This window comes from Pseudomonas syringae group sp. J248-6 (genome assembly GCF_032586995.1).
Lineage (GTDB): Bacteria > Pseudomonadota > Gammaproteobacteria > Pseudomonadales > Pseudomonadaceae > Aquipseudomonas > Aquipseudomonas amygdali.
The window spans coordinates 19816-45797 of sequence record NZ_JAWHOP010000017.1; the positions used below are offsets into that span (position 1 = coordinate 19816).

23 protein-coding genes are annotated in these 25982 nt (G+C 57.7%); 21 read left to right on the forward strand and 2 right to left on the reverse strand.

Annotated elements, in window-relative coordinates; all coding sequences use genetic code 11:
• The first annotated feature begins 335 nt into the window (after positions 1–335).
• From RYC17_RS19960 to RYC17_RS20000, 9 genes are all read left to right on the forward strand, one after another.
• A complete protein-coding gene (locus RYC17_RS19960) occupies positions 336–1085 on the forward strand; it encodes an electron transfer flavoprotein subunit beta/FixA family protein (protein ID WP_316904209.1) in 750 nt (249 codons plus the stop codon).
• Entirely contained in the window at positions 1086–2015 is a 930-nt protein-coding gene (locus RYC17_RS19965; protein WP_316887310.1) for an electron transfer flavoprotein subunit alpha/FixB family protein, read from the forward strand.
• Positions 2016–2134: 119 nt separating this feature from the next.
• A complete protein-coding gene (locus RYC17_RS19970) occupies positions 2135–2962 on the forward strand; it encodes a substrate-binding periplasmic protein (protein WP_031594912.1) in 828 nt (275 codons plus the stop codon).
• A 10-nt stretch (positions 2963–2972) separates the two neighbouring features.
• Complete coding sequence (locus RYC17_RS19975; protein ID WP_004658957.1) at positions 2973–3326, forward strand: DUF4398 domain-containing protein; 354 nt, start codon at positions 2973–2975, stop codon at positions 3324–3326.
• Positions 3323–4138: an OmpA family protein gene (locus RYC17_RS19980; RefSeq protein WP_011168312.1), complete on the forward strand. Its 816-nt coding sequence runs from the start codon at positions 3323–3325 to the stop codon at positions 4136–4138. The genes RYC17_RS19975 and RYC17_RS19980 overlap by 4 nt, the downstream gene beginning before the upstream one ends.
• A 217-nt stretch (positions 4139–4355) precedes the next feature.
• Entirely contained in the window at positions 4356–5795 is a 1440-nt protein-coding gene (locus tag RYC17_RS19985; protein WP_058400459.1) for a PLP-dependent aminotransferase family protein, read from the forward strand.
• 116 nt (positions 5796–5911) lie between these two features.
• Positions 5912–6553, forward strand: a complete 642-nt coding sequence (locus RYC17_RS19990; protein WP_316887309.1) for a translation initiation factor 2 — start codon at positions 5912–5914, stop codon at positions 6551–6553.
• 94 nt (positions 6554–6647) lie between these two features.
• On the forward strand, positions 6648–6905 hold the full coding sequence (locus tag RYC17_RS19995; RefSeq protein WP_058400461.1) for a YkgJ family cysteine cluster protein: 258 nt from the start codon (positions 6648–6650) through the stop codon (positions 6903–6905).
• Between the two features lie 57 nt (positions 6906–6962).
• Entirely contained in the window at positions 6963–7574 is a 612-nt protein-coding gene (locus tag RYC17_RS20000; RefSeq protein WP_122258717.1) for an START domain-containing protein, read from the forward strand.
• A gap of 67 nt (positions 7575–7641) precedes the next feature.
• On the opposite strand, the gene gltA is transcribed toward RYC17_RS20000, so the two are convergent.
• Positions 7642–8931, reverse strand: coding sequence for a citrate synthase (gene gltA, locus RYC17_RS20005; protein ID WP_002552974.1), 1290 nt, complete (start codon positions 8929–8931; stop codon positions 7642–7644).
• 362 nt (positions 8932–9293) lie between these two features.
• Here gltA and sdhC point away from each other — a divergent pair, with 362 nt between their 5' ends.
• The 10 genes from sdhC to brnQ all read left to right on the forward strand — a co-directional run bounded on the left by sdhC (position 9294) and on the right by brnQ (position 22443).
• Positions 9294–9668 (forward strand): succinate dehydrogenase, cytochrome b556 subunit, encoded by a 375-nt coding sequence (sdhC, locus tag RYC17_RS20010; protein WP_002552975.1) that lies wholly within the window; start codon positions 9294–9296, stop codon positions 9666–9668.
• Positions 9662–10030 (forward strand): succinate dehydrogenase, hydrophobic membrane anchor protein, encoded by a 369-nt coding sequence (sdhD, locus tag RYC17_RS20015; RefSeq protein ID WP_003382006.1) that lies wholly within the window; start codon positions 9662–9664, stop codon positions 10028–10030. The genes sdhC and sdhD overlap by 7 nt, the downstream gene beginning before the upstream one ends.
• A 3-nt stretch (positions 10031–10033) precedes the next feature.
• Complete coding sequence (sdhA, locus tag RYC17_RS20020) at positions 10034–11806, forward strand: succinate dehydrogenase flavoprotein subunit (RefSeq protein WP_002552976.1); 1773 nt, start codon at positions 10034–10036, stop codon at positions 11804–11806.
• A gap of 12 nt (positions 11807–11818) precedes the next feature.
• Positions 11819–12523: a succinate dehydrogenase iron-sulfur subunit gene (locus tag RYC17_RS20025; protein WP_316904210.1), complete on the forward strand. Its 705-nt coding sequence runs from the start codon at positions 11819–11821 to the stop codon at positions 12521–12523.
• 259 nt (positions 12524–12782) lie between these two features.
• Positions 12783–15614: a 2-oxoglutarate dehydrogenase E1 component gene (locus RYC17_RS20030; protein WP_122258718.1), complete on the forward strand. Its 2832-nt coding sequence runs from the start codon at positions 12783–12785 to the stop codon at positions 15612–15614.
• 41 nt (positions 15615–15655) lie between these two features.
• The gene (gene odhB / locus RYC17_RS20035) at positions 15656–16891 is read left to right on the forward strand and encodes a 2-oxoglutarate dehydrogenase complex dihydrolipoyllysine-residue succinyltransferase (RefSeq protein WP_002552979.1); all 1236 of its coding nucleotides are present in this window, start codon (positions 15656–15658) and stop codon (positions 16889–16891) included.
• A 170-nt stretch (positions 16892–17061) separates the two neighbouring features.
• Positions 17062–18498, forward strand: a complete 1437-nt coding sequence (gene lpdA, locus RYC17_RS20040) for a dihydrolipoyl dehydrogenase (RefSeq protein ID WP_316904213.1) — start codon at positions 17062–17064, stop codon at positions 18496–18498.
• Positions 18499–18706: 208 nt separating this feature from the next.
• Positions 18707–19873, forward strand: coding sequence for an ADP-forming succinate--CoA ligase subunit beta (gene sucC, locus RYC17_RS20045; RefSeq protein WP_003316561.1), 1167 nt, complete (start codon positions 18707–18709; stop codon positions 19871–19873).
• Positions 19873–20754 carry a succinate--CoA ligase subunit alpha gene (sucD, locus tag RYC17_RS20050; RefSeq protein WP_003316562.1) on the forward strand — a complete coding sequence of 294 codons (882 nt, stop codon included), beginning with the start codon at positions 19873–19875 and terminating at the stop codon, positions 20752–20754. Before sucC ends, sucD begins: the two co-directional genes overlap by 1 nt.
• A gap of 375 nt (positions 20755–21129) precedes the next feature.
• Complete coding sequence (gene brnQ / locus RYC17_RS20055) at positions 21130–22443, forward strand: branched-chain amino acid transport system II carrier protein (protein ID WP_316904215.1); 1314 nt, start codon at positions 21130–21132, stop codon at positions 22441–22443.
• 108 nt (positions 22444–22551) lie between these two features.
• Here brnQ and RYC17_RS20060 read toward each other — a convergent pair whose 3' ends face one another.
• Positions 22552–22812 (reverse strand): lipoprotein, encoded by a 261-nt coding sequence (locus RYC17_RS20060; protein ID WP_002552985.1) that lies wholly within the window; start codon positions 22810–22812, stop codon positions 22552–22554.
• A 313-nt stretch (positions 22813–23125) separates the two neighbouring features.
• Between RYC17_RS20060 and htpG the strand changes: the two genes are divergently transcribed.
• The gene (htpG, locus tag RYC17_RS20065; protein ID WP_058400466.1) at positions 23126–25033 is read left to right on the forward strand and encodes a molecular chaperone HtpG; all 1908 of its coding nucleotides are present in this window, start codon (positions 23126–23128) and stop codon (positions 25031–25033) included.
• A 90-nt stretch (positions 25034–25123) separates the two neighbouring features.
• Positions 25124–25852, forward strand: coding sequence for a dienelactone hydrolase family protein (locus RYC17_RS20070; protein ID WP_058400467.1), 729 nt, complete (start codon positions 25124–25126; stop codon positions 25850–25852).
• Positions 25853–25982 lie beyond the last annotated feature (130 nt).

Sequence of the window (25982 nt, forward strand, 5' to 3'; positions counted from 1 at the left end):
CGCCAGACTCGGAACTGGCCGATTTGGCGTATTGACCGGAAAAGGCGTTGCGGTCAATATACGGGCGGTTTTGCGTTTGCCGTAGGCTGAAACGAGGCACCTGCGTTGCAGGAAGTCTCTCAAAAGGCATCAGGCGGACGCGGTGCAGGCAAAAGGTCAACGTCGCACGGCGCATTTTACACACCCTGCCGCTGCTTGACGGGTGACTCCCGGCTTTTATATGGCTTTTTAAAGTCGCCCGGACGGCCTGCACGCATTGCGATTGCTTGTTGAGGACACATATCGATCGCCTGGTGTCGCCAGGCGACTTCTTTTCACCGGAGAGTGAGGAATCCATGAAGGTTCTTGTAGCTGTCAAACGAGTGGTCGACTACAACGTCAAGGTTCGCGTCAAGGCGGACAACTCCGGCGTCGATTTTGCCAACGTCAAAATGTCCATGAACCCGTTCTGCGAAATCGCTGTTGAAGAAGCGGTGCGCTTGAAAGAGAAGGGCGTGGCAACGGAAATCGTGGTCGTCACCATTGGTCCGACCACTGCTCAGGAGCAACTGCGTACTGCGCTGGCGCTGGGTGCAGACCGTGCCGTGCTGGTCGAGTCTGCCGAAGAGCTGACCTCTCTGGCCGTGGCCAAGCTGCTCAAGGCAGTGGTCGACAAGGAGCAGCCACAACTGGTGATCCTTGGCAAACAGGCTATCGACAGTGACAACAACCAGACCGGCCAGATGCTGGCTGCGCTGAGCGGCTACCCGCAAGGTACGTTCGCCTCCAAGGTTGAAGTCTCCGGTGACAAGGTTGCCGTGACCCGTGAAATCGACGGTGGCCTGCAAACTGTTTCCCTGAGCCTGCCAGCCATCGTGACCACGGACCTGCGTCTGAACGAGCCACGCTACGCTTCGCTGCCCAACATCATGAAAGCCAAGAAAAAGCCGCTTGAAGTGCTGACCCCGGATGCACTGGGCGTTTCCACGGCATCGACCAACAAGACCCTCAAGGTTGAAGCACCGGCTGCACGCAGCGCGGGCATCAAGGTCAAATCGGTGGCTGAACTGGTCGAGAAACTGAAAAACGAAGCGAAGGTAATCTAAATGACGATCCTGGTTATCGCTGAGCACGACAATGCGACCGTAGCCCCGGCTACGCTCAATACCCTGGCTGCCGCGCAGAAGATCGACGGTGACATCCACTTGCTGGTTGCCGGTTCAGGCGTAAGCGCCGTTGCCGACGCCGCCGCCAAAATTGCCGGCGTGGCGAAAGTGCTGGTGGCCGACAACGCTGCCTACGCACACCAATTGCCTGAAAACGTTGCGCCACTGGTCGTAGAGCTGGCTGCGGGTCATAGTCACGTTCTGGCTGCTGCAACCTCCAACGGCAAGAACATCCTGCCACGCGTTGCTGCGCAGCTGGATGTCGATCAGATCTCCGAGATCGTTTCGGTGGTCTCGGCCGACACCTTCACCCGCCCGATCTACGCCGGTAATGCCATTGCCACCGTGCAGTCCACTGCCGCGATCAAGGTCATCACCGTGCGTGCCACCGGTTTCGATCCGGTCGCTGCCGAGGGTGGTTCGGCTTCTGTTGAAGCGGTTTCGGCTGCCCACGATGCGGGCAAGTCCAGCTTCGTCGGCGAAGAACTGGCCAAATCCGATCGTCCAGAACTGACAGCAGCCAAGATCGTCGTATCCGGCGGTCGCGGCATGCAGAACGGCGACAACTTCAAGCACCTGTACACGCTGGCCGACAAGCTCGGTGCTGCAGTGGGTGCTTCCCGTGCTGCGGTCGATGCCGGTTTTGTGCCCAACGACATGCAGGTCGGCCAGACCGGCAAGATCGTCGCGCCTCAGCTGTATATTGCTGTCGGTATTTCCGGTGCCATTCAGCATCTGGCCGGCATGAAAGACTCCAAGGTGATCGTTGCGATCAACAAGGATGAGGAAGCTCCGATCTTCCAGGTGGCCGATTACGGGCTAGTGGCTGATTTGTTCGAAGCCATTCCCGAGCTGGAGAAGCTGGTTTAAGCCACGCGCTTCCACTATAAAGAGAACCCGTTCCGTTCGGGGGTTGTGTGCCGGCAGATTGCTTGCGGTACACAGGCCCGGATCGAGCGGGTTTTTTATCGGGTATCAAAGGACTTTTCATGGTGCATCCCCGGCTGCTGTCTTCGCTTTTTCTCGGGCTGGTCATGCTGCCGACGCTTTCATTCGCGGCAGGCAAGTGCGAGCGTCTGATTGTGACCGGCAGTCCGGACGCGCCGCCTTATTTATGGCGTGATCCTCAGGACCCACGTCATCTGATGGGTGCCAATGCCGATCTGCTCACACAGGCAGCAGGTGAGCTGGGTATCAAGGTCGAGTTCCTGTACGGCGGCAAACGCAGTCAGGCACTTGAAGAGGTGCGCACCGGACGCATGGATCTGTTGGCGGACGCGCCGTTTAATGCGGCGCAACTTGAGTCGCTTGATTACATTCACCCGCCGATCGTGCAGAACGACATCATGGTCTGGACGCGCCACGATCACAGCGTACCGTTCAATACCCTGGATGAGCTGCACGACCATCCTGGCGCCATGTCGGAAAAGACCCGATTGACGCCTTCATTCGAGGCTGCGGCCAAGCAGCATTTGAGCCTGACACGCCTGCCAGGCCTGACCCCGGCTTTTCAGAAGCTGGCGCTGGGTGAGGTGGATTACGTGCTTGCCGGTCGTTACGCCGGGATGGTCATGGTGCAGACGCTGGGTCTCTCAGCAGACCTGGCTGCTCAACCATTGCCGGTCGATACACCCGGGTTTTATCTGGCGTTGTCGTTCAATTCGGCCTGCAACGAACCATGGTTGCGCGGACAACTGGCGAAAAAGATGACAGAATCGGCCGCCTCCGGCCTTGCGGGTGATGTCATCAGGCACAACCTGGAGTTGTGGAAAGCCCAACTGTTGCAACCTGCCAGCGCCAGCGCACCAGACAAGTAGGGATGTTTTTGTGAGTATTCGTTTTTCAATCGCCGTCATGGCCATCGCCACGCTGGCTGGCTGCGCCAGCGACCCGCTACCGACCGAGCAGTTCAAGCTGACCGAGCAGGCGCTGGAGCAGGCCAAAGCCGTTGGCGCGGGTGATGATCAGCCCGAGATGGAAGTCGCTCTGGCCCGCTTTGCCGAAGCTCGCGCCTCCATGGCGACCCACGCCTACAAGGACGCGCGCATGAAAGCCGAGCAGGCCGAGCTTGATGCCCGGCTGGCAGAGGCCCGAGTGCTCACCCTCAAGAGTCAGGAGCAGGTCAATCAGTTGAATACCCGCCTCAATCGGTTACGCAAGCAACTGGGAGAGGCACAATGAACCGTCTTCCGCGTGTACTGAGTGTGTGCCTGTTGCTGGGTTCGGCTGGCCTTTACGGGTGTGCCGGTCATCAGGACAGCGGGCAGGCCTTGCAACAGGCCAGTGCCGATTTCCAGAAGGTCAAGGAAGATACCGATGTGTTGCGCAGCGCGCCCAAGGATGTGATTCGCGCTGGCGAATCTCTGGCTCGCGCCGAGCGTCTGTCCAGTTACTTGGGGAGCGGTGCCGATGTCGCTCACTACGCCTACCTCAGCAGCCGCTACAGCGAGATCGCGCGTGAGCACAGCAATCTTATGCTGAGCCAGGAGCGCCTGGCGAAAATGGACATGGAGCGCCAGCGTCTGCAATTGGCGCTGCGTGAGGCCAAGCTGGCCAGTGCCCAGCAGCAGGGGCGCTGGCTGGAAGATCAGATCCTCAGTCTGGCCACCACCGAGACCGATCGCGGGCTGGTCATGACGTTGGGAGATGTGCTGTTCGACGCTGGCCACGCCGAGCTGAAAAGCTCGGCCAGTCGCACCATTCTCAAGGTTGTGCAGTTTTTGCAGATCAATCCGCGTCGAGTGGTCCGGATCGAGGGCTACACCGACAGCACAGGTGATCGTCAGGAGAATCTGAAGCTGTCGAAGGATCGTGCACAAGCAGTCGCAGACGTTCTGATGGACCTGGGTGTCGATGAAAAACGTATACATGTCGAGGGCTACGGTCAGCAGTTCCCGGTGAACGCCAACGCCTCCGAGCGCGGGCGCGCGCAAAATCGCCGTGTGGAAATTGTTTTTTCCGATGAAAAAGGTCAGTTAGGCGCAGCGCGCTGATAAAGACCTCTCAAAAAGCCCGACGCCGGAAACGGTCTCGGGCTTTTTTGGCTTTAAAGGCTTTGCATATGGCGTTTTCAGCCGCGTTTATTTTCGTGCAGCGGTCGTGACCGCTGGCTTGAACGTAAACTGTTCCCGTACACTTCTGGACTGTGCCGGTTATTCCGTATCTGTATTTTTAAAAACAATAAATCACCGGTCTTTTCGAGGCTGTGTCATGACCAATCTTTTGCTCTATCAGCGTATCGCCCAGCAGCTTGCCGAAGATATTCGTCGTGGGGTGTATCAACCCGGTGAGCGTGTGCCTTCGGTTCGCAAGATGAGTTCGCAGCTCAATGTCAGCCATGCGACGGTATTGCAGGCTTATGCGAACCTTGAAGATCAAGGGTTGATCCGGGCGCGCCCTCAGTCCGGCTACTATGTTCATCAAACCCCGGCACTTACGGCTTCGACCCCGGATATCGCGCGGGTCGAGCGGCCTGGTCTGGTCACGCGCAGCAGTATCATCCAGCAAGTGCTCGAGGAATCCCGACGCGAGGGCGTGTTTGCTCTGGGTGCCGCTGTGCCTCATGTGGACTACCTGCCGGTGCGCGCGCTGCATCAGCAATTAGCGAAAGTGACGCGTTTTCACAGCCCGCGGGCCTTCAGCTATATGTTCAGTCCGGGTTTCGAGCCGCTGCGCAGGCAGGTCGCCATCCGTATGCGCGACGCCGGCGTGGTGGTCGATCCGTCCGAGGTGGTGATCACCCACGGGTGCGTGGATGCACTGCAGATGACTCTACGCGTGCTGACCCGGCCGGGTGACCTGATCGCTGCCGAGTCGCCTGCTTATTACGGGTTGTTGCAACTTGCCGACCTATTGGGCTTGAAAGTCATCGAAATCCCCAGCGACCCGGCCACCGGCATCAGTCTGGAGGCCCTGCAACTGGCGGCCAATCAATGGTCAATCAAAGCATTGGTACTGACGTCACGCCTGAGCAACCCACTGGGCGGCACCATGCCGGAGGAGCGGCAGAAGAACCTCCTGCGTCTGGCCTCGGACTTCGATATTCAGGTGGTTGAAGACGACGTCTATGGCGAGTTGATGTTCGAAGTCGGGAGGACCAAGGCGCTCAAGGCGTTTGATCGGCTGGGGAGGGTGATTTACTGTTCCAGCTTTTCCAAGACCCTGTCGCCGGGTGTACGCATCGGCTGGATCATTGCTGGCAAATATCAGGCAGAAATTCAACGTTTGCAGACTTTCAGCACGCACTCTGCATGCAGTGTCACGCAAATGGCAGTCGCCGCGTACCTCGAAAACGGCGGCTACGATCGGCACTTGCGTTTCATTCGCCTGGAATACCGCAAGAATCTCAGCGCCTTCCAGCTGGCGGTGCAGCAGTTCTTCCCTGAGGGCACGCAGATGAGTCGCCCTGCGGGTGGGTTCATTCTGTGGGTCAGCCTGCCGGGCCGGGTCAATACTCAGGAGCTGCATGTTCGCGCGCTGGAGCAGGGTATCAGTATCGCGCCAGGGTTGATCTTCAGTAATACCGAGCAGTTCAATCACTGCATTCGCCTCAACTGCGGGATGCCTTGGAACAAAGAGGCTGAGCGGGCACTGATGACGCTGGGTATTCTGGCCAAGCAGTTGTGTCAGGAAGCGATACATGTGTACTGAGTTGTAAAGATTTTTTGTCAGTTGTTTTGAACTCTTGGCTTGTCAGGTTGGCCTCAAAAGGACAGCATGTGTTTCTTTTCCGGCTCTTTGCCACTGTCTTGCCTGACTTTTTGCCTATGAATGTTTTTCGCTGTCTGGGATTGCTTGTCGTCGTGCTTCTGAGTGGTTGTGATGCTCAGGACTCGTCTGTGCCCAAGCCCAAGACCGAGGCGGTTATTACTGCTCCGGTGTCGCCTGAAGTGCACTTGAAGACCGAGGCTCCTGTGGAGGCGGTGGCGACGGATGCAAAACAGATAAAGGCACCCGATACCATGCATCAGTTGATGCCGGGTGTTCCGGTGGTGCCGGTAGTGGTGGGCAAGGAAAAATCACAACCCTCAGCACCTCCGGTGGCCAAGGCGGCAGTCTCTGAAAAGTCGCCTTCGAAAGTAGTGGCGGCCAAGGCGCCTGTCAGCAAGCGCAAGAACACCAAAGACGCCAAAACGGCCAGTGCCAAGGATGTGCGCATCAAGTCGCCAAAGCTCGACCTGAGTTTGCCGCCCGAGCTTGTCAAGGAGCTGGACCCGCCCGCCAATGTGATTACCAGCAAGCGCAAGCCGATATTGCCGCAGATGTTCAGCGACAAGGGGGCTTCGGCCAATCCGGGTCCCTTTGAGCTTGAAGGTCGATTGCTGACCAACGAAATGCAATTGCAGATGCGCAACGAAAACCGTCGTGATGTCGAAGGTGCTGCACTGGATTTCAAATTCAAGCAGTAAGCCCTGCCTATCGTCCGATACAGCGTTTTCAAACAGACGTTTTGACGATTAATATCCTTCCTCTTTTTCTATTTTTCAGTAAGGGTGTCTGGTCATGGACTGCCGTTCCGATTGTGGTGCGTGCTGCATAGCGCCTTCCATCACGTCTCCCATACCCGGCATGCCTGAGGGAAAACCTGCAGGTGAGCGATGCCTGCACTTGTCGGTCGAGTTTCTTTGCGCCTTGTTCGGCAAGCCCGAGCGACCTGCGGTATGCAGTCAGTTCAAGGCGGCTGAAGATGTTTGCGGAGTCGATCAGGCGGATGCCATTCGCCTTATTGGCTGGTGGGAAAAAGCTACTGCAGTGGCATGAAAGGGCTGTTTTTGAGCGCAAGTGCTTTGTCGGAACTTCAAAACAAGGAATAAAACAATGAGTCCGCTGTATCGCATGGCTGTTGCTTGTGGTTTTACTGTAATGCTTGCCGGAACGGCACAGGCTGACGACTGGAAAGTGGTCAAGAACGAGGATGGCATCAAGGTTTCGTTGAGTGACGTGCCTGGGTCCGACTACAAGGCCTACCAGGGCATTGCGCTGATCAATGCCAGCGTGAGCAAGCTGCGTGCGCTTCAAGAGGATGTTGCCGGGGCCTGCGCCTGGATTCATGAGTGCAAGTTGCAGAAGATACTCAAGCACGAAGGTAACAAGACCTGGACCTACAGCCAGTTCAATACGCCCTGGCCGGTGACGCCCCGTGACTCGGTGTTGTTGATCACCACTCAGGAGGGGGCTGACGGCAGTATTACCCGGAATCTTGAGGAGCAGCCCAAGTACGTTCCCGAGGAAAAGGGTTTCGTGCGTGTGACCGAGGTCAAGGGGTTCTGGAAGATGGTGCCCAAGGGGCCAAACCAGACCGAGGTGACTTATCAGGTTCACACCGAGCCCGGTGGTAGCGTGCCATCGATGCTGGCCAACAAGTTTGTTGTCGACGCGCCGTTCAACACGCTGAAAGCGCTCAGAGAGCGGGCCGCGCAAACGCAATAATCCTGCAGTATGCAGTACGCACAAAAAAGGGCTGCCAGTGGCAGCCCTTTGTTTTTGCGTGTAACGCTTACTTGCGGTCTTGCAGGGCGACGATGTCGCGTTGCACATTGCCGGTGTAGAGCTGGCGAGGGCGACCGATCTTGTAAGGGCTGGAGAGCATTTCTTTCCAGTGCGAAATCCAGCCGACGGTCCGCGCCAGAGCGAAGATTACGGTGAACATGCTGGTCGGAATGCCGATGGCCTTGAGGATAATACCCGAGTAGAAGTCGACGTTCGGGTACAGCGAGCGCTCGATGAAGTACGGGTCGGTCAGGGCGATCTCTTCGAGGCGCATGGCCAGTTCGAGTTGAGGATCGTTGGTGATGCCCAGCTCTTTCAGTACTTCGTCGCAGGTCTGCTTCATTACGGTGGCGCGCGGGTCACGGTTCTTGTAGACGCGGTGACCGAAGCCCATGAGCTTGAACGGATCGTTCTTGTCCTTGGCCTTGGCGATGAACTTGTCGATGTTCGACACGTCACCGATTTCATCCAGCATGGTCAGTACCGCTTCGTTGGCGCCGCCGTGGGCCGGGCCCCAGAGCGCGGCGATGCCGGCAGCGATACAGGCAAACGGGTTGGCGCCCGAAGAGCCTGCCATGCGGACGGTGGATGTCGAGGCGTTCTGCTCGTGATCGGCGTGAAGGATGAAGATCTTGTCCATCGCCTTGGCCAGCACCGGGCTGATCGGTTTGATCTCGCACGGGGTGTTGAACATCATGTGCAGGAAGTTTTCGGCGTAGCTGAGGTCGTTGCGCGGGTACATCATGGGCTGGCCCATGGAGTACTTGTAGACCATCGCTGCCAGGGTCGGCATCTTGGCCACCAGGCGTACAGCGGAAATCTCGCGGTGCTGCGGATTATTGATGTCCAGCGAGTCGTGGTAGAACGCTGACAGGGCACCGACTACGCCGCACATGACGGCCATCGGGTGGGCGTCGCGACGAAAGCCGTTGAAGAAGGTCTTGAGTTGCTCGTGAACCATCGTGTGGTTCTTGACCACGGCCACGAACTGGGCTTTCTGTTCGGCGGTCGGCAGTTCGCCGTTGAGCAGCAGGTAGCAGGTTTCGAGGTAATCGGACTGCTCGGCCAGTTGTTCGATCGGGTAGCCGCGGTGCAGCAGAATGCCATTGTCACCATCAATGTAGGTGATCTTCGAATCGCAAGAGGCCGTGGACATGAAGCCAGGGTCAAATGTGAAGCGGCCGGTGGCGGTCAGGCCGCGTACGTCGATCACGTCCGGACCCACTGTACCGGTCAGAATTGGCAGCTCGACGGGGGCTGCGCCCTCGATGATCAACTGCGCTTTTTTGTCAGCCATGTGGCCTCCTATTTATGCTTCAAATCATCAGACAGGCCCCCCACGCAGGGCCCGCATCACTATAGTGAGATAAATTCTAAAGTCAATTTGCCTAAAGTCGTGTTCCGCAAGGGCCCGTCGTGGATTTTTTCAGACCGTTTCCTGCCGTTTACGCCTTTTGTCCCGGCAACGCAATGCGCCATTGGCGGTAAGTCTGCGCGTTGTCATTAGTAACCTAACTGTCTATACTCGGCGTCCGACCGCCAAAGGCTTTTTGGCCTGTTTCAAGGGGGTCGTCACTTCCTGGGTGGTGGGTACCTGACCAGTGCACTTCCCAACAACTTGCCCTGATTGTTAGGGGCTCTTCAGTGTGAAAAAAAGCCGTGAATAGCCAACGACCTGTAAATCTAGACCTAAGGACCATCAAGCTCCCAGTCACCGCTTACACGTCCATCCTTCACCGCATCTCCGGTGTCATCCTCTTTGTCGGTATTGCAATCATGCTGTATGCAATGGACAAGTCGCTGGCGTCCGAAGAAGGGTTCGGTGAAGTCAAGGCGTGTCTGACCAGCCCGCTGGCCAAGCTGATCATCTGGGGGCTTCTGTCTGCCCTGCTGTATCACATGGTGGCCGGTATCCGTCACCTCATCATGGACTCCGGGGTAGGCGAGACGCTCGAAGGCGGCAAGCTGGGCTCCAAAATCGTTATCGCGGTTTCCGTGGTACTGATTCTTCTGGCGGGAGTATGGATATGGTAACCAACGTCACCAACCTTTCGCGTTCGGGCCTCTATGACTGGATGGCTCAGCGTGTTTCTGCGGTCGTGCTCGCGGCTTATTTCATATTCCTGATCGGATACATGGTCTTTCATCCGGGTCTGAGTTACGCCCAATGGCATGATCTGTTCGCACACAACGGAATGCGTATCTTCAGTCTGCTGGCCCTCGTTGCCCTTGGCGCTCACGCCTGGGTCGGCATGTGGACCATCGCGACCGACTACCTGACGCCGATGGCGCTGGGCAAGTCTGCCACTGCAGTACGTTTTCTGTTTCAGGCGGTATGCGGCGTTCTGATGTTCGCCTACTTCGTCTGGGGCGTGCAGATTCTTTGGGGTATCTGATTCATGGCTAACATAAATTCGCTTTCCTTCGACGCCATCATCATTGGTGGTGGCGGTGCCGGTATGCGCGCTGCTCTGCAGCTCGCTCAGGGCGGTCACAAGACTGCCGTGGTCACCAAGGTGTTCCCGACACGCTCGCACACCGTTTCTGCCCAGGGTGGCATCACCTGCGCAATTGCCTCTGCCGATCCGAACGATGACTGGCGCTGGCACATGTACGATACCGTCAAGGGTTCCGACTACATCGGTGACCAGGACGCTATCGAATACATGTGTTCCGTAGGCCCTGAAGCTGTTTTCGAACTCGAGCACATGGGTCTGCCGTTCTCCCGTACCGAACAGGGTCGCATCTACCAGCGTCCGTTTGGCGGTCAGTCCAAGGACTTCGGCAAGGGCGGTCAGGCTGCACGTACCTGTGCTGCTGCCGACCGTACCGGTCACGCACTGCTGCACACCCTGTATCAGGCCAACCTCAAGGCTGGCACCGTATTCCTCAACGAATACTACGGCGTGGATCTGGTCAAGAATCAGGACGGTGCCTTTGTCGGCATCATCGCCATCTGCATTGAAACCGGCGAAACTTCCTACATCCGTGCCAACGCTACCGTGCTGGCAACCGGCGGTGCAGGTCGTATCTACTCTTCGACCACCAACGCCCTGATCAATACCGGTGACGGTATCGGTATGGCACTGCGCGCCGGTGTCCCGGTTCAGGACATCGAAATGTGGCAGTTTCACCCGACCGGCATTGCCGGTGCAGGTGTACTGGTCACCGAAGGCTGCCGTGGTGAAGGCGGTTACCTGATCAACAAGCACGGCGAGCGTTTCATGGAGCGTTATGCTCCTAACGCCAAGGACCTTGCAGGTCGTGACGTGGTTGCGCGCTCCATGGTCAAGGAAATCATTGCCGGCAACGGCTGTGGTCCGGATGGCGACCATGTAATGCTCAAGCTCGATCACCTGGGCGAAGAAGTGTTGCACAGCCGTTTGCCAGGCATTATGGAGTTGTCCAAGACCTTCGCTCACGTCGACCCTGCAACAGCGCCGATTCCGGTAGTTCCTACCTGCCATTACATGATGGGCGGCGTTGCCACCAATATTCATGGTCAGGCGATCACTCAGGACGCCGCCGGTGTCGATCAGATCATTCCGGGTCTGTTCGCGGTAGGTGAAGTGGCTTGCGTATCGGTTCACGGCGCAAACCGTCTGGGCGGCAACTCGTTGCTCGATCTGGTTGTGTTCGGTCGCGCTGCGGGTATCCACCTGGAGAAAGCGCTGAGCGAAGGTATCGACTACGCCCGTGCTTCCGAGTCCGACATCGATGCTGCGCTGGCACGCGTTGCCGGCCTGAACGAGCGCACTACCGGCGAAGACGTCGCCACGCTGCGTAAAGAGCTGCAAAGCTGCATGCAGAACTACTTCGGTGTATTCCGCACCGGCGAATACATGCAGAAGGGTATTGCTCAGCTGGCTGACCTGCGCGTGCGTATCGCCAACGTCAAGATCAACGACAAGAGCCAGGCATTCAATACCGCCCGTATCGAAGCGCTTGAACTGCAAAACCTGCTGGAAGTTGCCGAAGCCACGGCGATCGCCGCAGAGCATCGTAAAGAGTCCCGCGGCGCTCACGCCCGTGAAGACTTTGAAGATCGCGATGACGAGAACTGGTTGTGCCACACCCTGTATTTCCCGGGTGACAAGCGCGTGACCAAACGTGCCGTGAACTTCTCGCCGAAGACTGTTCCGACTTTTGAACCCAAGATTCGGACTTATTAAGGGGTGGCCGATATGTTGCAAGTCAGTGTTTATCGTTACAACCCTGAGCAGGACGCCGCGCCGTTCATGCAGGAGTTTCAGGTCGATACCGGTGGCAAGGACCTGATGGTGCTGGACGTGCTCGCCCTGGTCAAAGAACAGGATCAAGGGTTCTCTTATCGTCGCTCATGCCGTGAAGGCGTGTGCGGTTCCGACGGCATGAATATCAACGGCAAGAACGGTCTGGCCTGCATCACGCCGCTGTCGGCTGTCGTTGCCAAGAACAAGCTGATCGTACGTCCGCTGCCTGGTTTGCCGGTTATTCGTGACCTGGTCGTCGATATGAGCATCTTCTACAAGCAGTACGAGAAGGTGAAGCCGTTCCTGCAGAATGACACGCCGGCTCCGGCCATCGAACGTCTGCAAACTCCGGAAGAGCGCGAAAAGCTCGATGGTCTGTACGAGCGCATTCTGTGCGCTTGCTGCTCGACTTCCTGCCCGTCCTTCTGGTGGAACCCCGACAAGTTCCTGGGTCCTGCTGCGCTGCTGCAAGCCTACCGTTTCCTGGCTGACAGCCGTGACACCCGCACCAGTGAGCGTCTGGCTTCGCTTGATGATCCGTTCAGCGTATTCCGCTGCCGCGGCATCATGAACTGCGTCAACGTGTGCCCGAAAGGCCTTAACCCAACCAAGGCTATCGGTCACGTGCGCAACATGTTGTTGCAAAACGGCGTCTGATTCATCGTTTTATCTGTTACACCGTTGCACTGAAGTGGCTGCGGCGCAGGCTTCAACCGGCGCCGTAGTTTTAACCTGAGCAGTAGCTCGCAAAGCTGCCGCTCTTATTTTGAAGAAATGAGACCAGCAGGGGCATCCGGGCTGGTACCCGGACTATCTGCGTGATCCCTGGTGACTTGATACAGTCGCTGCACACGACTATTTCAGGATTGCTCTGGTGTCTTCGCCGGTGGTGTCCCCTTACCGAGGGTGACCAAGCATGCAAGAAAGCGTGATGCAGCGCATGTGGAACAGTGCCCACCTATCCGGTGGTAACGCTGCCTATGTGGAAGAGCTCTATGAGCTTTACCTGCACGACCCTAACGCTGTGCCAGAAGAATGGCGCACCTACTTTCAGAAGTTGCCAGCAGACGGCAGCTCTGCCACTGATGTATCGCACTCGACTATTCGCGATCATTTCGTGTTGCTGGCCAAAAACCAGCGCCGCGCTCAACCGGTCTCCGCCGGCAGTGTGAGCAGCGAACACGAGAAGAAGCAGGTTGAAGTGCTGCGACTGATCCAGGCGTATCGGATGCGTGGCCACCAGGCTGCCCAGCTCGATCCGTTGGGCCTTTGGCAGCGCCCTGCGCCTGCGGATCTGTCGATCAATCATTACGGCTTGACCAATGCCGATCTAGATACGACCTTCCGTGCCGGCGACCTGTTCATCGGCAAAGAGGAAGCGAGCCTACGCGAAATTCATGAAGCGTTGCAGCAGACATATTGTCGCACCATCGGCTCCGAGTTCACCCACATCGTGGATTCCGAGCAGCGCAACTGGTTCATGCAGCGTCTTGAGAGTGTTCGCGGTCGTCCAGCGTTCTCGGCTGATATCCAGAGCCATCTGCTCGAGCGTGTCACCGCAGCCGAAGGTCTCGAGAAGTACCTGGGTACCAAATATCCGGGTACCAAGCGCTTCGGTCTTGAAGGTGGCGAAAGCCTGATCCCGATGCTCGACGAGCTGATTCAGCGTTCCGGGTCCTATGGCACCAAGGAAGTCGTGATCGGTATGGCCCACCGCGGCCGTCTGAACGTACTGGTCAACACCTTCGGCAAGAACCCGCGCGACCTGTTCGACGAGTTCGAAGGCAAGAAAAAAGTGGAGCTGGGTTCCGGTGACGTCAAATACCACCAGGGCTTCTCTTCCAACGTCATGACCGCAGGCGGTGAGGTTCACCTTGCCATGGCATTCAACCCGTCTCACCTGGAGATCGTTTCTCCGGTGGTCGAGGGGTCGGTGCGTGCGCGTCAGGATCGTCGCAACGATCCGAATGGCGACAAGGTTCTGCCGATTTCCCTCCACGGCGACGCGGCCTTTGCAGGTCAGGGCGTGGTCATGGAAACCTTCCAGATGTCGCAGACTCGCGGCTTCAAGACGGGCGGCACGATCCACATCGTCATCAACAACCAGGTGGGCTTCACCATCAGCAACCCGCTGGACTCGCGTTCGACCGAGTACGCCACCGACGTTGCCAAGATGATCCAGGCGCCGATCCTCCATGTGAATGGTGATGATCCGGAAGCCGTGATGTTCGTGACCCAGCTGGCGATCGATTACCGCATGCAGTTCAAGCGCGATATCGTGATCGATCTCGTCTGCTACCGTCGCCGCGGTCACAACGAAGCTGACGAGCCTAGCGGCACTCAGCCTCTGATGTATCAGCAGATCACCAAGCAGCGCACCACCCGCGAGCTGTATGCCGAGCATCTGATCAAGACCGGCATTCTCGATGAGGCCCGTGTTCAGGCCAAGGTCGATGATTACCGCAGCGCGCTGGACAATGGTCTGCACGTAGTGAAAAGCCTGGTCAAGGAGCCGAACAAGGAATTGTTCGTCGACTGGCGTCCGTATCTGGGCCACGCCTGGACTGCGCGTCACGACACCCGCTTCGATCTCAAGACCCTGCAGGAACTGTCCGCCAAGCTGATGGAACTGCCGGAAGGCTTCGTCGTGCAGCGTCAGGTTCAGAAGATCTACGAAGACCGTCAGAAGATGCAGGCCGGTGGCTTGCCGATCAACTGGGGTTACGCCGAAACCATGGCGTACGCCACGTTGGCGTTCGAAGGTCACCCGATCCGTATGACAGGTCAGGACATCGGTCGCGGTACGTTCTCGCACCGCCACGCCGTACTGCACAACCAGAAAGACGCCGGGACCTATATCCCGCTGCAGAATCTGTACTCCGGTCAGCCGCGTTTCGACCTGTACGACTCGTTCCTGTCGGAAGAGGCCGTGCTGGCATTCGAATACGGTTACTCGACCACCCAGCCGGATGCACTGGTTATCTGGGAAGCGCAGTTCGGCGACTTCGCCAACGGTGCCCAGGTGGTTGTCGACCAGTTCATCACCAGCGGTGAACACAAGTGGGGCCGTCTGTGCGGTCTGACCATGCTGTTGCCTCACGGCTACGAAGGGCAGGGGCCAGAGCACTCGTCGGCACGTCTTGAGCGTTACCTGCAATTGTGTGCCGAGCACAACATTCAGGTGTGCGTACCAACAACTCCGGCGCAGATCTACCATTTGCTGCGTCGTCAGGTCATCCGCCCGCTGCGCAAGCCGCTGATCGTGCTGACTCCCAAGTCGTTGCTGCGTCACAAACTGGCTGTTTCGACCCTGGAAGATCTGGCCGAAGGCTCGTTCCAGACCGTCATTCCGGAAATCGATACCCTCGATCCGGCCAAGGTCACGCGTCTGGTGCTGTGCAGCGGCAAGGTTTACTACGACCTGCTGGAAAAACGCCGTGCCGAAGGGCGTGAAGACATTGCCATCGTTCGTATCGAGCAACTGTACCCGTTCCCTGAAGACGACCTGATGGAAACCATCGCGCCGTACACCAACCTGCAGCATGTGGTCTGGTGTCAGGAAGAACCGATGAACCAGGGTGCCTGGTACAGCAGTCAGCACCACCTGCGCCGCAGCATGGGCAACCACAAACGTGAACTCGTTCTTGAGTACGCCGGTCGTGACGCCTCTGCCGCTCCAGCCTGTGGGTACGCTTCGATGCACGCCGAGCAGCAGGAAAAACTGTTGCAAGATGCCTTCACTGTTTAACGCCTTCGAGCATTAGAAACCGAATTAAGGAATTACAGATAATGGCTATCGAGATCAAAGCCCCCTCTTTCCCGGAATCCGTTGCCGATGGCACCATTTCCAAGTGGTACAAAAAAGAGGGTGATGCGGTAAAACGGGACGAGATGCTGGTCGATATCGAGACTGACAAGGTTGTTCTGGAAGTATTGGCCGAAGCTGACGGCGTGATGGGCTCGATCACCAAGGAAGAGGGCGCTATCGTCCTCTCCAACGAAGTGCTTGGCACTTTGAATGATGGTGCCACGGCATCTGCTGCTCCAGCACCTGCTGCTGCGCCTGCCTCTGCTGCGCCTGCCTCGGCACCCGCCGCTGCACCGGCTGCCGCTGGCGAAGAAGACCCGATTGCCGCGCCTGCTGCGCGTCAACTCGCTGAAGAAAACGGTATCAACCTGGCCAGCGTCAAAGGCACTGGTAAAGACGGTCGTATCACCAAGGAAGACGTGGTCGCTGCCGTTGAAGCGAAGAAATCCGCTCCAGCCGCTGCTCCTGCTGCCAAACCTGCTGCCGCTGCCGCACCGGTTGTCGCTGCTGGTGATCGCACCGAGAAGCGCGTGCCGATGACTCGTGTACGTGCAACCGTTGCCAAGCGTCTGGTCGAAGCCCAGTCGAACATGGCCATGCTGACCACGTTCAACGAAGTCGACATGACCGAAGTCATGGCGCTGCGTTCGAAGTACAAGGACCTGTTCGAGAAGTCGCACAACGGCGTACGTCTGGGCTTCATGTCGTTCTTCGTCAAGGCTGCTACCGAGGCGCTGAAACGCTTCCCGGCTGTCAACGCGTCGATCGACGGCTCCGACATCGTCTACCACGGCTACGCCGACGTCGGTGTTGCAGTGTCCAGCGACCGTGGTCTGGTTGTACCGGTTCTGCGTAACGCCGAGCACATGAGCCTGGCTGAAATTGAAGGCGGCATCGCCACCTTCGGCAAGAAGGCCCGTGATGGCAAACTGTCCATCGACGAGATGACCGGTGGCACCTTCACGATCACTAATGGTGGTACTTTCGGTTCGATGATGTCGACGCCGATCGTCAACCCGCCACAGGCTGCAATTCTGGGCATGCATAACATTCTTCAGCGCCCGATGGCAGTCAACGGTCAGGTAGTGATTCGTCCGATGATGTATCTGGCACTGTCGTACGATCACCGTTTGATTGACGGCAAGGAAGCGGTAACCTTCCTCGTGACCATCAAGAACCTGCTGGAAGATCCGGCTCGTCTGTTGCTGGATATCTGATGAGGCAGCTCGTGGTTGCAAGCTTCAAGCTTCAAGTCAGAAGCGAAAGGGCGTGCAGCCGGGGCTGGTGTGTTTCACCTGATTAATAGGTCGCAAGTCGTTTTTGCCTGATCGCGGATCGACTTGCAGCTTGCAGCTAAAAGCTCGCAGCTAAAGAGGAACTCTTTGTTATGTCCCAGAAATTCGACGTGGTAGTGATTGGCGCAGGCCCTGGCGGTTATGTTGCCGCCATCAAGGCTGCGCAACTTGGTCTCAAGACTGCCTGCATCGAGAAGTACCAGGACAAGGAGGGCAAACTGGCCCTCGGTGGTACCTGCCTCAACGTTGGTTGCATTCCTTCCAAGGCGCTGCTCGACAGCTCCTGGAAGTTCTATGAAGCCAAGAACGGCTTCAGCGTGCACGGCATCTCGACATCTGAAGTGAACATCGATGTGCCGGCCATGATCGGTCGCAAGTCGACTATCGTCAAAGGCCTGACCGGCGGCGTTGCCAGCCTGTTCAAAGCCAATGGCGTGACCACTCTGCAAGGCCACGGCAAACTGCTGGCTGGCAAGAAGGTCGAGCTGACAGCTGCCGACGGCACCGTTGAAATCATCGAAGCTGACCATGTGATTCTGGCTTCGGGCTCGCGTCCTATCGACATCCCGCCAGCTCCGGTTGACCAGAAAGTCATCGTCGATTCGACCGGCGCTCTGGAATTCCAACAGGTTCCACAGCGTCTGGGCGTCATCGGCGCTGGCGTGATCGGCCTGGAGCTGGGCTCTGTATGGGCTCGCCTTGGCGCTCAGGTCACTGTTCTGGAAGCACTGGACAAGTTCATTCCGGCGGCCGACGAGGCAGTTTCCAAGGAAGCGCTGAAAACCTTCACCAAGCAAGGTCTGGACATCAAGCTGGGCGCTCGCGTGACCGGTTCCAAGGTCGATGGTGAAGAAGTGGTGGTCAGCTACACCGACGCCGCTGGCGAGCAGTCGATTACCTTTGATCGTCTGATCGTTGCCGTTGGCCGTCGTCCCGTGACCACTGACCTGCTGGCATCGGACAGCGGCGTTGATCTGGACGAGCGCGGTTTCATCTACGTTGACGACTACTGCACCACCAGCGTTCCTGGCGTATACGCCATCGGTGACGTGGTGCGTGGCCTGATGCTGGCACACAAGGCGTCGGAAGAAGGCATCATGGTTGTCGAGCGCATCATGGGCCACAAGGCTCAGATGAACTACAACCTGATCCCGTCGGTTATCTACACCCACCCGGAAATCGCCTGGGTCGGCAAGACCGAGCAGACGCTCAAGGCCGAAGGCGTTGAAGTCAATGTCGGTACGTTCCCGTTCGCGGCCAGTGGCCGTGCCATGGCAGCCAACGACACCGGCGGCTTCGTCAAGATCATTGCCGACGCCAAGACTGACCGCGTACTGGGTGTTCACGTTATTGGTCCAAGCGCTGCCGAACTGGTACAGCAGGGCGCAATCGCGATGGAATTCGGCAGCAGCGCAGAAGACATCGGCATGATGGTCTTCTCGCACCCGACCCTGTCCGAAGCGCTGCATGAAGCTGCACTGGCTGTGAATGGCGGCGCCATCCATATCCAGAATCGCAAGAAACGCTAAGACAACAAGAGAAACCACGGCGCAGTGCCCGTCGTTGGCCTTGCAAGCAGGGCTTACCGCGGAATCTGCGCCGGACTCGACCTCTCAGGCGGCTCCATGAGTGTCCCACGGCACTTGCGGAGTCCACCCGGAGTAGCGGTCACAGGTGGTGCGGCACGCTGACGTGCAGCACCGAATGCGCAGTACCTAAACGAAGACGGTAATAAGCATGAATCTTCACGAGTATCAGGGTAAGCAGCTGTTCGCTGAGTACGGCCTGCCAGTATCCAAGGGTTACGCGGTAGACACCCCGGAAGCAGCAGCAGAAGCCTGCGACAAGATTGGCGGAACCGAGTGGGTCGTCAAAGCCCAGGTTCACGCAGGTGGTCGCGGTAAAGCGGGCGGCGTAAAGCTGGTTCGCAGCAAGGAAGACGCTGCAGCGTTCGCCCAACAGTGGTTGGGCAAGCGCCTGGTGACTTACCAGACTGACGCCAATGGTCAGCCAGTGACCAAGATCCTGGTCGAATCGTGCACCGACATCGCCAAAGAGCTGTATCTGGGCGCTGTGGTCGATCGTTCCAGCCGTCGTATCGTGTTCATGGCTTCCACCGAAGGTGGCGTGGACATCGAGAAGATCGCTCACGACACTCCTGAAAAGATTCTCAAGGCCACGATTGACCCACTGGTCGGCGCTCAGCCGTTCCAGGGTCGCGATCTGGCATTCCAGCTGGGTCTGGAAGGCAAGCAGGTCACTCAGTTCGCCAAGATCTTCACCGGTCTGGCCAAGCTGTTCCAGGACCACGACCTGGCCCTGCTGGAAGTGAACCCGCTGGTGATCAAGGCTGACGGCGATCTGCACTGCCTGGACGCGAAGATCAACATCGATGCCAACGCCATGTACCGTCAGCCAAAGCTGAAGGGCTTCCACGATCCTTCGCAGGACGATCCTCGCGAAGCTCACGCTGCCAAGTTCGAACTGAACTACGTAGCGCTGGAAGGCAACATCGGTTGCATGGTCAACGGTGCTGGCCTGGCCATGGGTACCATGGACATCGTCAACCTGCATGGCGGCAAGCCTGCAAACTTCCTTGACGTTGGCGGCGGTGCCACCAAGGAGCGCGTTACCGAAGCGTTCAAGATCATCCTGTCCGACGCTAACGTCGCTGCAGTACTGGTCAACATCTTCGGCGGCATCGTTCGTTGCGACATGATTGCCGAAGGCATCATCGGTGCAGTGAAAGAAGTCGGCGTGAAAATCCCGGTTGTTGTTCGCCTTGAAGGTAACAACGCTGAACTGGGCGCTAAAGTACTGGCAGAAAGCGGTTTGAACATCATCGCTGCGACCAGCCTGACCGACGCTGCTCAACAAGTTGTCAAAGCCGCGGAGGGCAAGTAATGAGCGTCCTGATCAATAAAGACACCAAGGTTATCTGCCAGGGTTTCACTGGTTCGCAAGGTACCTTCCACTCCGAGCAAGCCATTGCCTACGGCACCAAAATGGTTGGCGGCGTGACTCCGGGCAAGGGCGGCACCACGCACCTGAACCTGCCAGTGTTCAACACTGTGAAAGAAGCCGTAGACACCACTGGCGCTACTGCCAGCGTCATCTACGTTCCGGCTCCTTTCTGCAAGGATTCCATCCTTGAAGCAGCGTTCGGCGGCATCAAGCTGATCGTCTGCATTACCGAAGGCATCCCGACCATCGACATGCTGGAAGCCAAGGTCAAGTGCGACGAGCTGGGTGTGGTCCTGATCGGCCCTAACTGCCCAGGCGTCATCACTCCGGGCGAGTGCAAGATCGGCATCATGCCAGGTCACATTCACTTGCCAGGCAAAGTAGGCATCGTGTCGCGTTCCGGCACCCTGACCTACGAAGCTGTGAAGCAGACCACTGACGCCGGTTTCGGTCAGTCCACCTGTGTAGGTATCGGTGGTGACCCGATCCCTGGTTCGAACTTCATCGATATCCTGAAGCTGTTCCAGGAAGACCCGAAGACCGAGGCGATCGTCATGATCGGCGAGATCGGCGGTTCGGCTGAAGAAGAAGCGGCTGCCTACATCAAGGCGCACGTGACCAAGCCGGTTGTTTCCTACATCGCTGGTGTGACTGCTCCTCCGGGCAAGCGCATGGGCCATGCCGGTGCAATCATCTCGGGTGGTAAAGGTACTGCAGACGAGAAATTCGCTGCACTGCAGGACGCTGGTGTAAAAACCGTGCGCTCCCTGGCAGACATCGGCAAGGCCCTGGCCGAGCTGACTGGCTGGCCAACCAAGTAAGCTTCACTGTTTGCTGATCAGGTAAGCTCGCTTGCCTGATTCGAGCAATCGACAAAAGCCACCTTCGGGTGGCTTTTGTTTGGGCGTCTGAAAAGGTTCGAGGCTTACCCGGCCTGGTTCACCAGAACCTCTCATTGCCGGTATTTCCAACTGTCTGGCGGCTTTTTCATCCGCCAACAAACGGTGCGTCGTCGGCTGGCGCGCCCTGAGACAGTGCATTTTCGGTCGAAGTTGGCTACCCTGTCCGCCGTTTTTGCGTTGCCCTCACGAGGGGCGTTTCGCAAGGTACTGCCACGTCTTACGCCGACGGGCTGCGTCTGCCCCATTCATGGGTGGCGTCCCATCCCTTATTTCGATTCCGTGTGGTCCCTCGTAATGAAAGTGTTGAAAGGCCAGGACATCCTGGCACTCGGTTTTATGACATTTGCCCTGTTTGTCGGGGCTGGCAATATCATCTTCCCACCTATTGTCGGCCTGCAGGCCGGGCCACATGTCTGGATGGCGGCGCTGGGCTTTCTGGTCACGGCGGTCGGGCTGCCGGTCGTTACGGTGATTGCTCTGGCCAGGGTAGGGGGAGCAATGGATGCCCTGAGCAGTCCGATCGGCAAGATTGCCGGCGGGGCGCTCGCAGCAGTCTGCTATCTGGCGGTCGGCCCGTTGTTTGCGACCCCGCGTACCGCGACCGTCTCGTTTGAAGTCGGCCTGGCGCCTCTGACCGGTGACACTCCAGTCGCGTTGTTCCTCTACAGCCTGGCGTATTTTCTGGTGGTGTTCTGGGTTTCATTGTATCCGGGGCGCTTGCTCGACACGGTCGGGCGCTTTTTGGCACCGCTCAAGATTATCGCCCTTGCAGTATTGGGGATCGCGGCATTCGCATTACCCGCAGGCGGAATAGGCGAGGCTGAGCCCGCCTATGCCGCTGCGCCGTTTTCCCAGGGTTTCATCAATGGTTATCTGACCATGGACACCCTCGGGGCGCTGGTCTTCGGGATTGTCATCGTCAATGCCATTCGCTCTCGTGGTGTCGAGTCACCACGTCTGATCACGCGCTACGCGATCATTGCCGGGCTCATTGCCGGTGTCGGGCTGGCGCTGGTGTATGTCAGCCTGTTTCGCCTGGGTTCCGGCAGCCATGCGGTCGCGGCAGGCGCAAGCAACGGCGCGGCGGTTCTGCATGCCTACGTGCAGCACACCTTCGGTTCATTGGGCAGCGGTTTTCTCGCCGTGCTGATTTCATTGGCGTGTCTGGTGACAGCGGTAGGCCTGACCTGTGCCTGTGCTGAGTACTTTGCCAAGGTGCTGCCGCTGTCCTACCGGACGTTGGTGATCATCCTGGCGGTGTTCTCGCTGCTGGTATCCAACCTGGGGCTGACCAAGCTGATCCAGTTTTCGATTCCGGTGCTCACCGCCATCTATCCACCGTGCATCGTGCTGGTGGCGCTGAGCTTCTGCAAAGGCCTCTGGCAGAGCCAGGGACGGGTTGTTGCACCGGTGATGCTGGTATCACTCATCTTTGGCCTGATCGATGCGCTGAAGGGTGCCGGTTTTACTGACTATCTACCGGGTGTTCTGACCAGTCTGCCGCTGAGTGATCAAGGCCTGGCGTGGCTGGTGCCCTCGGTAGTCACGCTGGCGGGCGCTGTGGCCGTTGACAGGCTCATGGGCAAGCGCAGCGAGGCGCTGGCTTGAAGTCGGTACACGATGCAATGTCGAACTGACGTCAGGTGTCAGGTAAGACAAGTTAAATGAAAAAGCCCGCTTTGAGCGGGCTTTTTTAGTTCTGTAAGCGTTTCAGCCTTACTTGGTGGCTGGCGCTGCTTCTGGCGCTTTGTTGGCGTTCTCATTGGTACGCTGCTGAGCGGCTTCAGCGTTCTTCTGAGCGGCTTCCTGGCTTTCCTTGGCCGCGTCATTCACTTTTTCCTGAGCCTTTTCCATCGACTCCTGGGACTGCTGAGCTGCCTTGTTGGCATCTTGCTGAGTGTTTTCGGACTTTTTGTCACAGGCGGCAAGGCCCAGGGTGGCAGAAAGCATCAAGGCATAGGCTAAAGATTTACGCATGGGGTGTTTCTCCTTATTGAGTGTTCACGAGGCTAAGAGCCTGCGCTCGTGAGTTAAGTTCCACCCGTGGTGACAATATTGAAAGCCGTTGTTTCGCGGTCGTTACAGGCCGATGGCGCTGTACCGATTGCGGACAGTTCTGGCCAGCACCCACCAACGCAATGCGTGTGTTATCCGGCGCATGAAACGCGTTCCGCGCATCATTGGCTCTTGAAATCCCCGACCCAGCCCCCACCTTGATGACTACCCGCTGTCACACAGGCTGCTGCCTGACCGTGACGGCTTATACCATCCAGATCGGAGTTTGATGATTATGAGTGTGGAAACTCAAAAGGAAACCCTGGGCTTCCAGACCGAGGTAAAGCAACTGCTGCACCTCATGATCCATTCGCTGTATTCCAACAAGGAAATTTTCCTTCGCGAATTGATCTCGAACGCGTCTGACGCGGTCGACAAATTGCGTTTTGAAGCGTTGTCCAAGCCGGAGCTGCTGGAAGGCGGCGCCGAGCTGAAGATTCGCGTGAGCTTCGACAAGGACGCGAAGACCGTTACCCTTGAAGACAACGGCATCGGTATGAGCCGTGAAGATGTGATCACCCATCTGGGGACCATCGCCAAGTCCGGCACCGCTGACTTCATGAAAAACCTGTCGGGCGACCAGAAGAAGGACTCGCACCTGATCGGTCAGTTCGGCGTGGGTTTCTACTCGGCATTCATCGTTGCCGATAAGGTCGAAGTGTTCAGCCGTCGTGCCGGTTCGCCGTCCAGTGAAGGTGTGCACTGGTCCTCCAAAGGTGAGGGCGAGTTTGAAGTTGCAAACGTCGACAAGGCCGAGCGCGGTACGCGTATCGTTCTGCACCTGAAAAGCGGTGAAGAGGAATTCGCTGACGGCTACCGTCTGCGTAACATCATCAAGAAGTACTCCGACCACATCGCTTTGCCCATCGAACTGCCCAAAGAGCAGGCTCCGGCAGCCGAGGGCGAGGAAGCACCGGCACCGGAGTGGGAAACCGTCAACCGCGCCAGCGCCCTCTGGACCCGTTCTCGCACCGAGGTGAAGGATGAGGAATATCAGGAGTTCTACAAACACGTCGCGCACGACTACGAGAACCCGCTGAGCTGGAGCCATAACAAGGTCGAAGGCAAGCTGGAGTACACGTCGCTGCTGTACGTGCCTGCGCGTGCTCCGTTTGATTTGTATCAGCGTGAAGCACCGCGCGGCCTGAAGCTCTATGTGCAGCGCGTCTTCGTCATGGATCAGGCCGAGTCGTTCCTGCCGCTGTACATGCGCTTCATCAAGGGTGTGGTCGACTCCAATGACCTGTCGCTGAACGTCTCCCGCGAAATCCTGCAGAAAGACCCGATCATCGACTCGATGAAGTCGGCGCTGACCAAGCGCGTGCTGGACATGCTCGAGAAACTGGCGAAGAACGAGCCCGAGCAGTACAAGGGCTTCTGGAAAAACTTCGGTCAGGTGCTCAAGGAAGGTCCGGCGGAAGACTTCGCCAACAAGGAAAAGATCGCCGGCTTGCTGCGCTTTGCATCGACCTCCGACGACAGCGGCGAGCAAAGTGTTTCTCTGGCCGATTACCTGGCGCGTGCCAAGGAAGGTCAGGACAAGATTTACTACCTCACTGGCGAATCCTACGCGCAGGTCAAGAACAGCCCGCACCTTGAAGTCTTCCGCAAGAAAGGCATCGAAGTGCTGCTGCTGACCGACCGTATCGACGAGTGGCTGATGAGCTACCTGAGCGATTTCGACGGCAAGGGCTTTGTGGATGTGGCGCGTGGCGACCTTGATCTGGGCAGTCTTGACTCCGAAGAGGACAAGAAGGCTCAGGAAGAGATCGCCAAGGACAAAGAGGGCCTGATCGAGCGCCTGAAAGCGGCGCTCGGTGAGTCTGTAAGCGAAGTGCGTGTTTCCCATCGTCTGACCGATTCACCTGCGATTCTGGCCATTGGCGAGCAGGACATGGGGCTGCAGATGCGTCAGATTCTGGAAGCCAGCGGTCAGAAGGTTCCGGACTCCAAGCCAATCTTCGAATTCAACCCGGCCCACCCGCTGATCGGCAAGCTTGATGCAGAGCAGAGCGAAGAACGCTTCGGCGATCTGTCGCACATCCTGTTCGATCAGGCGGCGCTGGCCGCCGGTGACAGCCTCAAGGATCCAGCCGCGTATGTGCGTCGTCTGAACAAGCTGTTGGTAGAACTGTCGGTTTGATAGCCGGTTGACAAGAAACCCGCCTCGGCGGGTTTTTTGTTTCAGTTCCCGCGACACGTTTTTCATCTCCCTAACGATCAGGAGTCAGTAATGAGCAGCAATATCGAAATTCGTTCTGTGGTCTATCAGATCGATGGCCAGACTTATGAAAGCCGTCTTGCCTACGACCCGAAAGCTAGCGCTGCACAGCCAGGCCTGTTGATGGCGCCTAACTGGATGGGTGTTAGCCAGGGTGCTGAAGACATCGCCAAAGCGGTCGCTGCGAAGGGTTATGTAGTGCTGCTGGCTGATCTTTACGGTCAGCAGATTCGCCCGAGTAACAATGACGAGGCGGGCGCTGCGATGACGCCGCTCAAGAATGATCGCGGTCTTCTGCGCAAGCGTATGCAGGCTGGCCTCGACCAGTTGTTGAGCCAGGCGGATGTGTCTCTGGACTCAAGCAAGATCGCAACATTCGGTTTCTGCTTCGGTGGCTGCTGCTCGCTGGAGCTCGCACGTACCGGAGCCGAGCTGAAGGCTGCCATTTCGTTCCACGGTACCCTGGACACGCCCAACCCGGCTGATGCGAAGAACATCAAGGGCTCGGTACTGGTTCTCCACGGTGCGTCGGACCCGCTGGTGCCAAAAGAGCAATTGCCTGCTTTCGAAGAGGAAATGAACGCCGCAGGTGTGGACTGGCAACTGCACAGTTACGGCGGGGCATTCCATTCCTTCACCGATCCGCACGCCAACGTGCCGGGCATGATGATGTACGACGCCAAAGTGTCGAGCCGTGCGTTCAAGTCGATGCATGATTTGCTGAAAGAAGTGTTCGGCTGAATGGATACCTATCGCGCCTAGGGCGTGCCGGAGAACACTATCGTGCCCACGCAGAGCGTGAGGAACGAGCGGTGTTCTGAAGATCCATCGTTCCTGCAGGCACACCGCAGAGCATCATCGTGCCCATGCT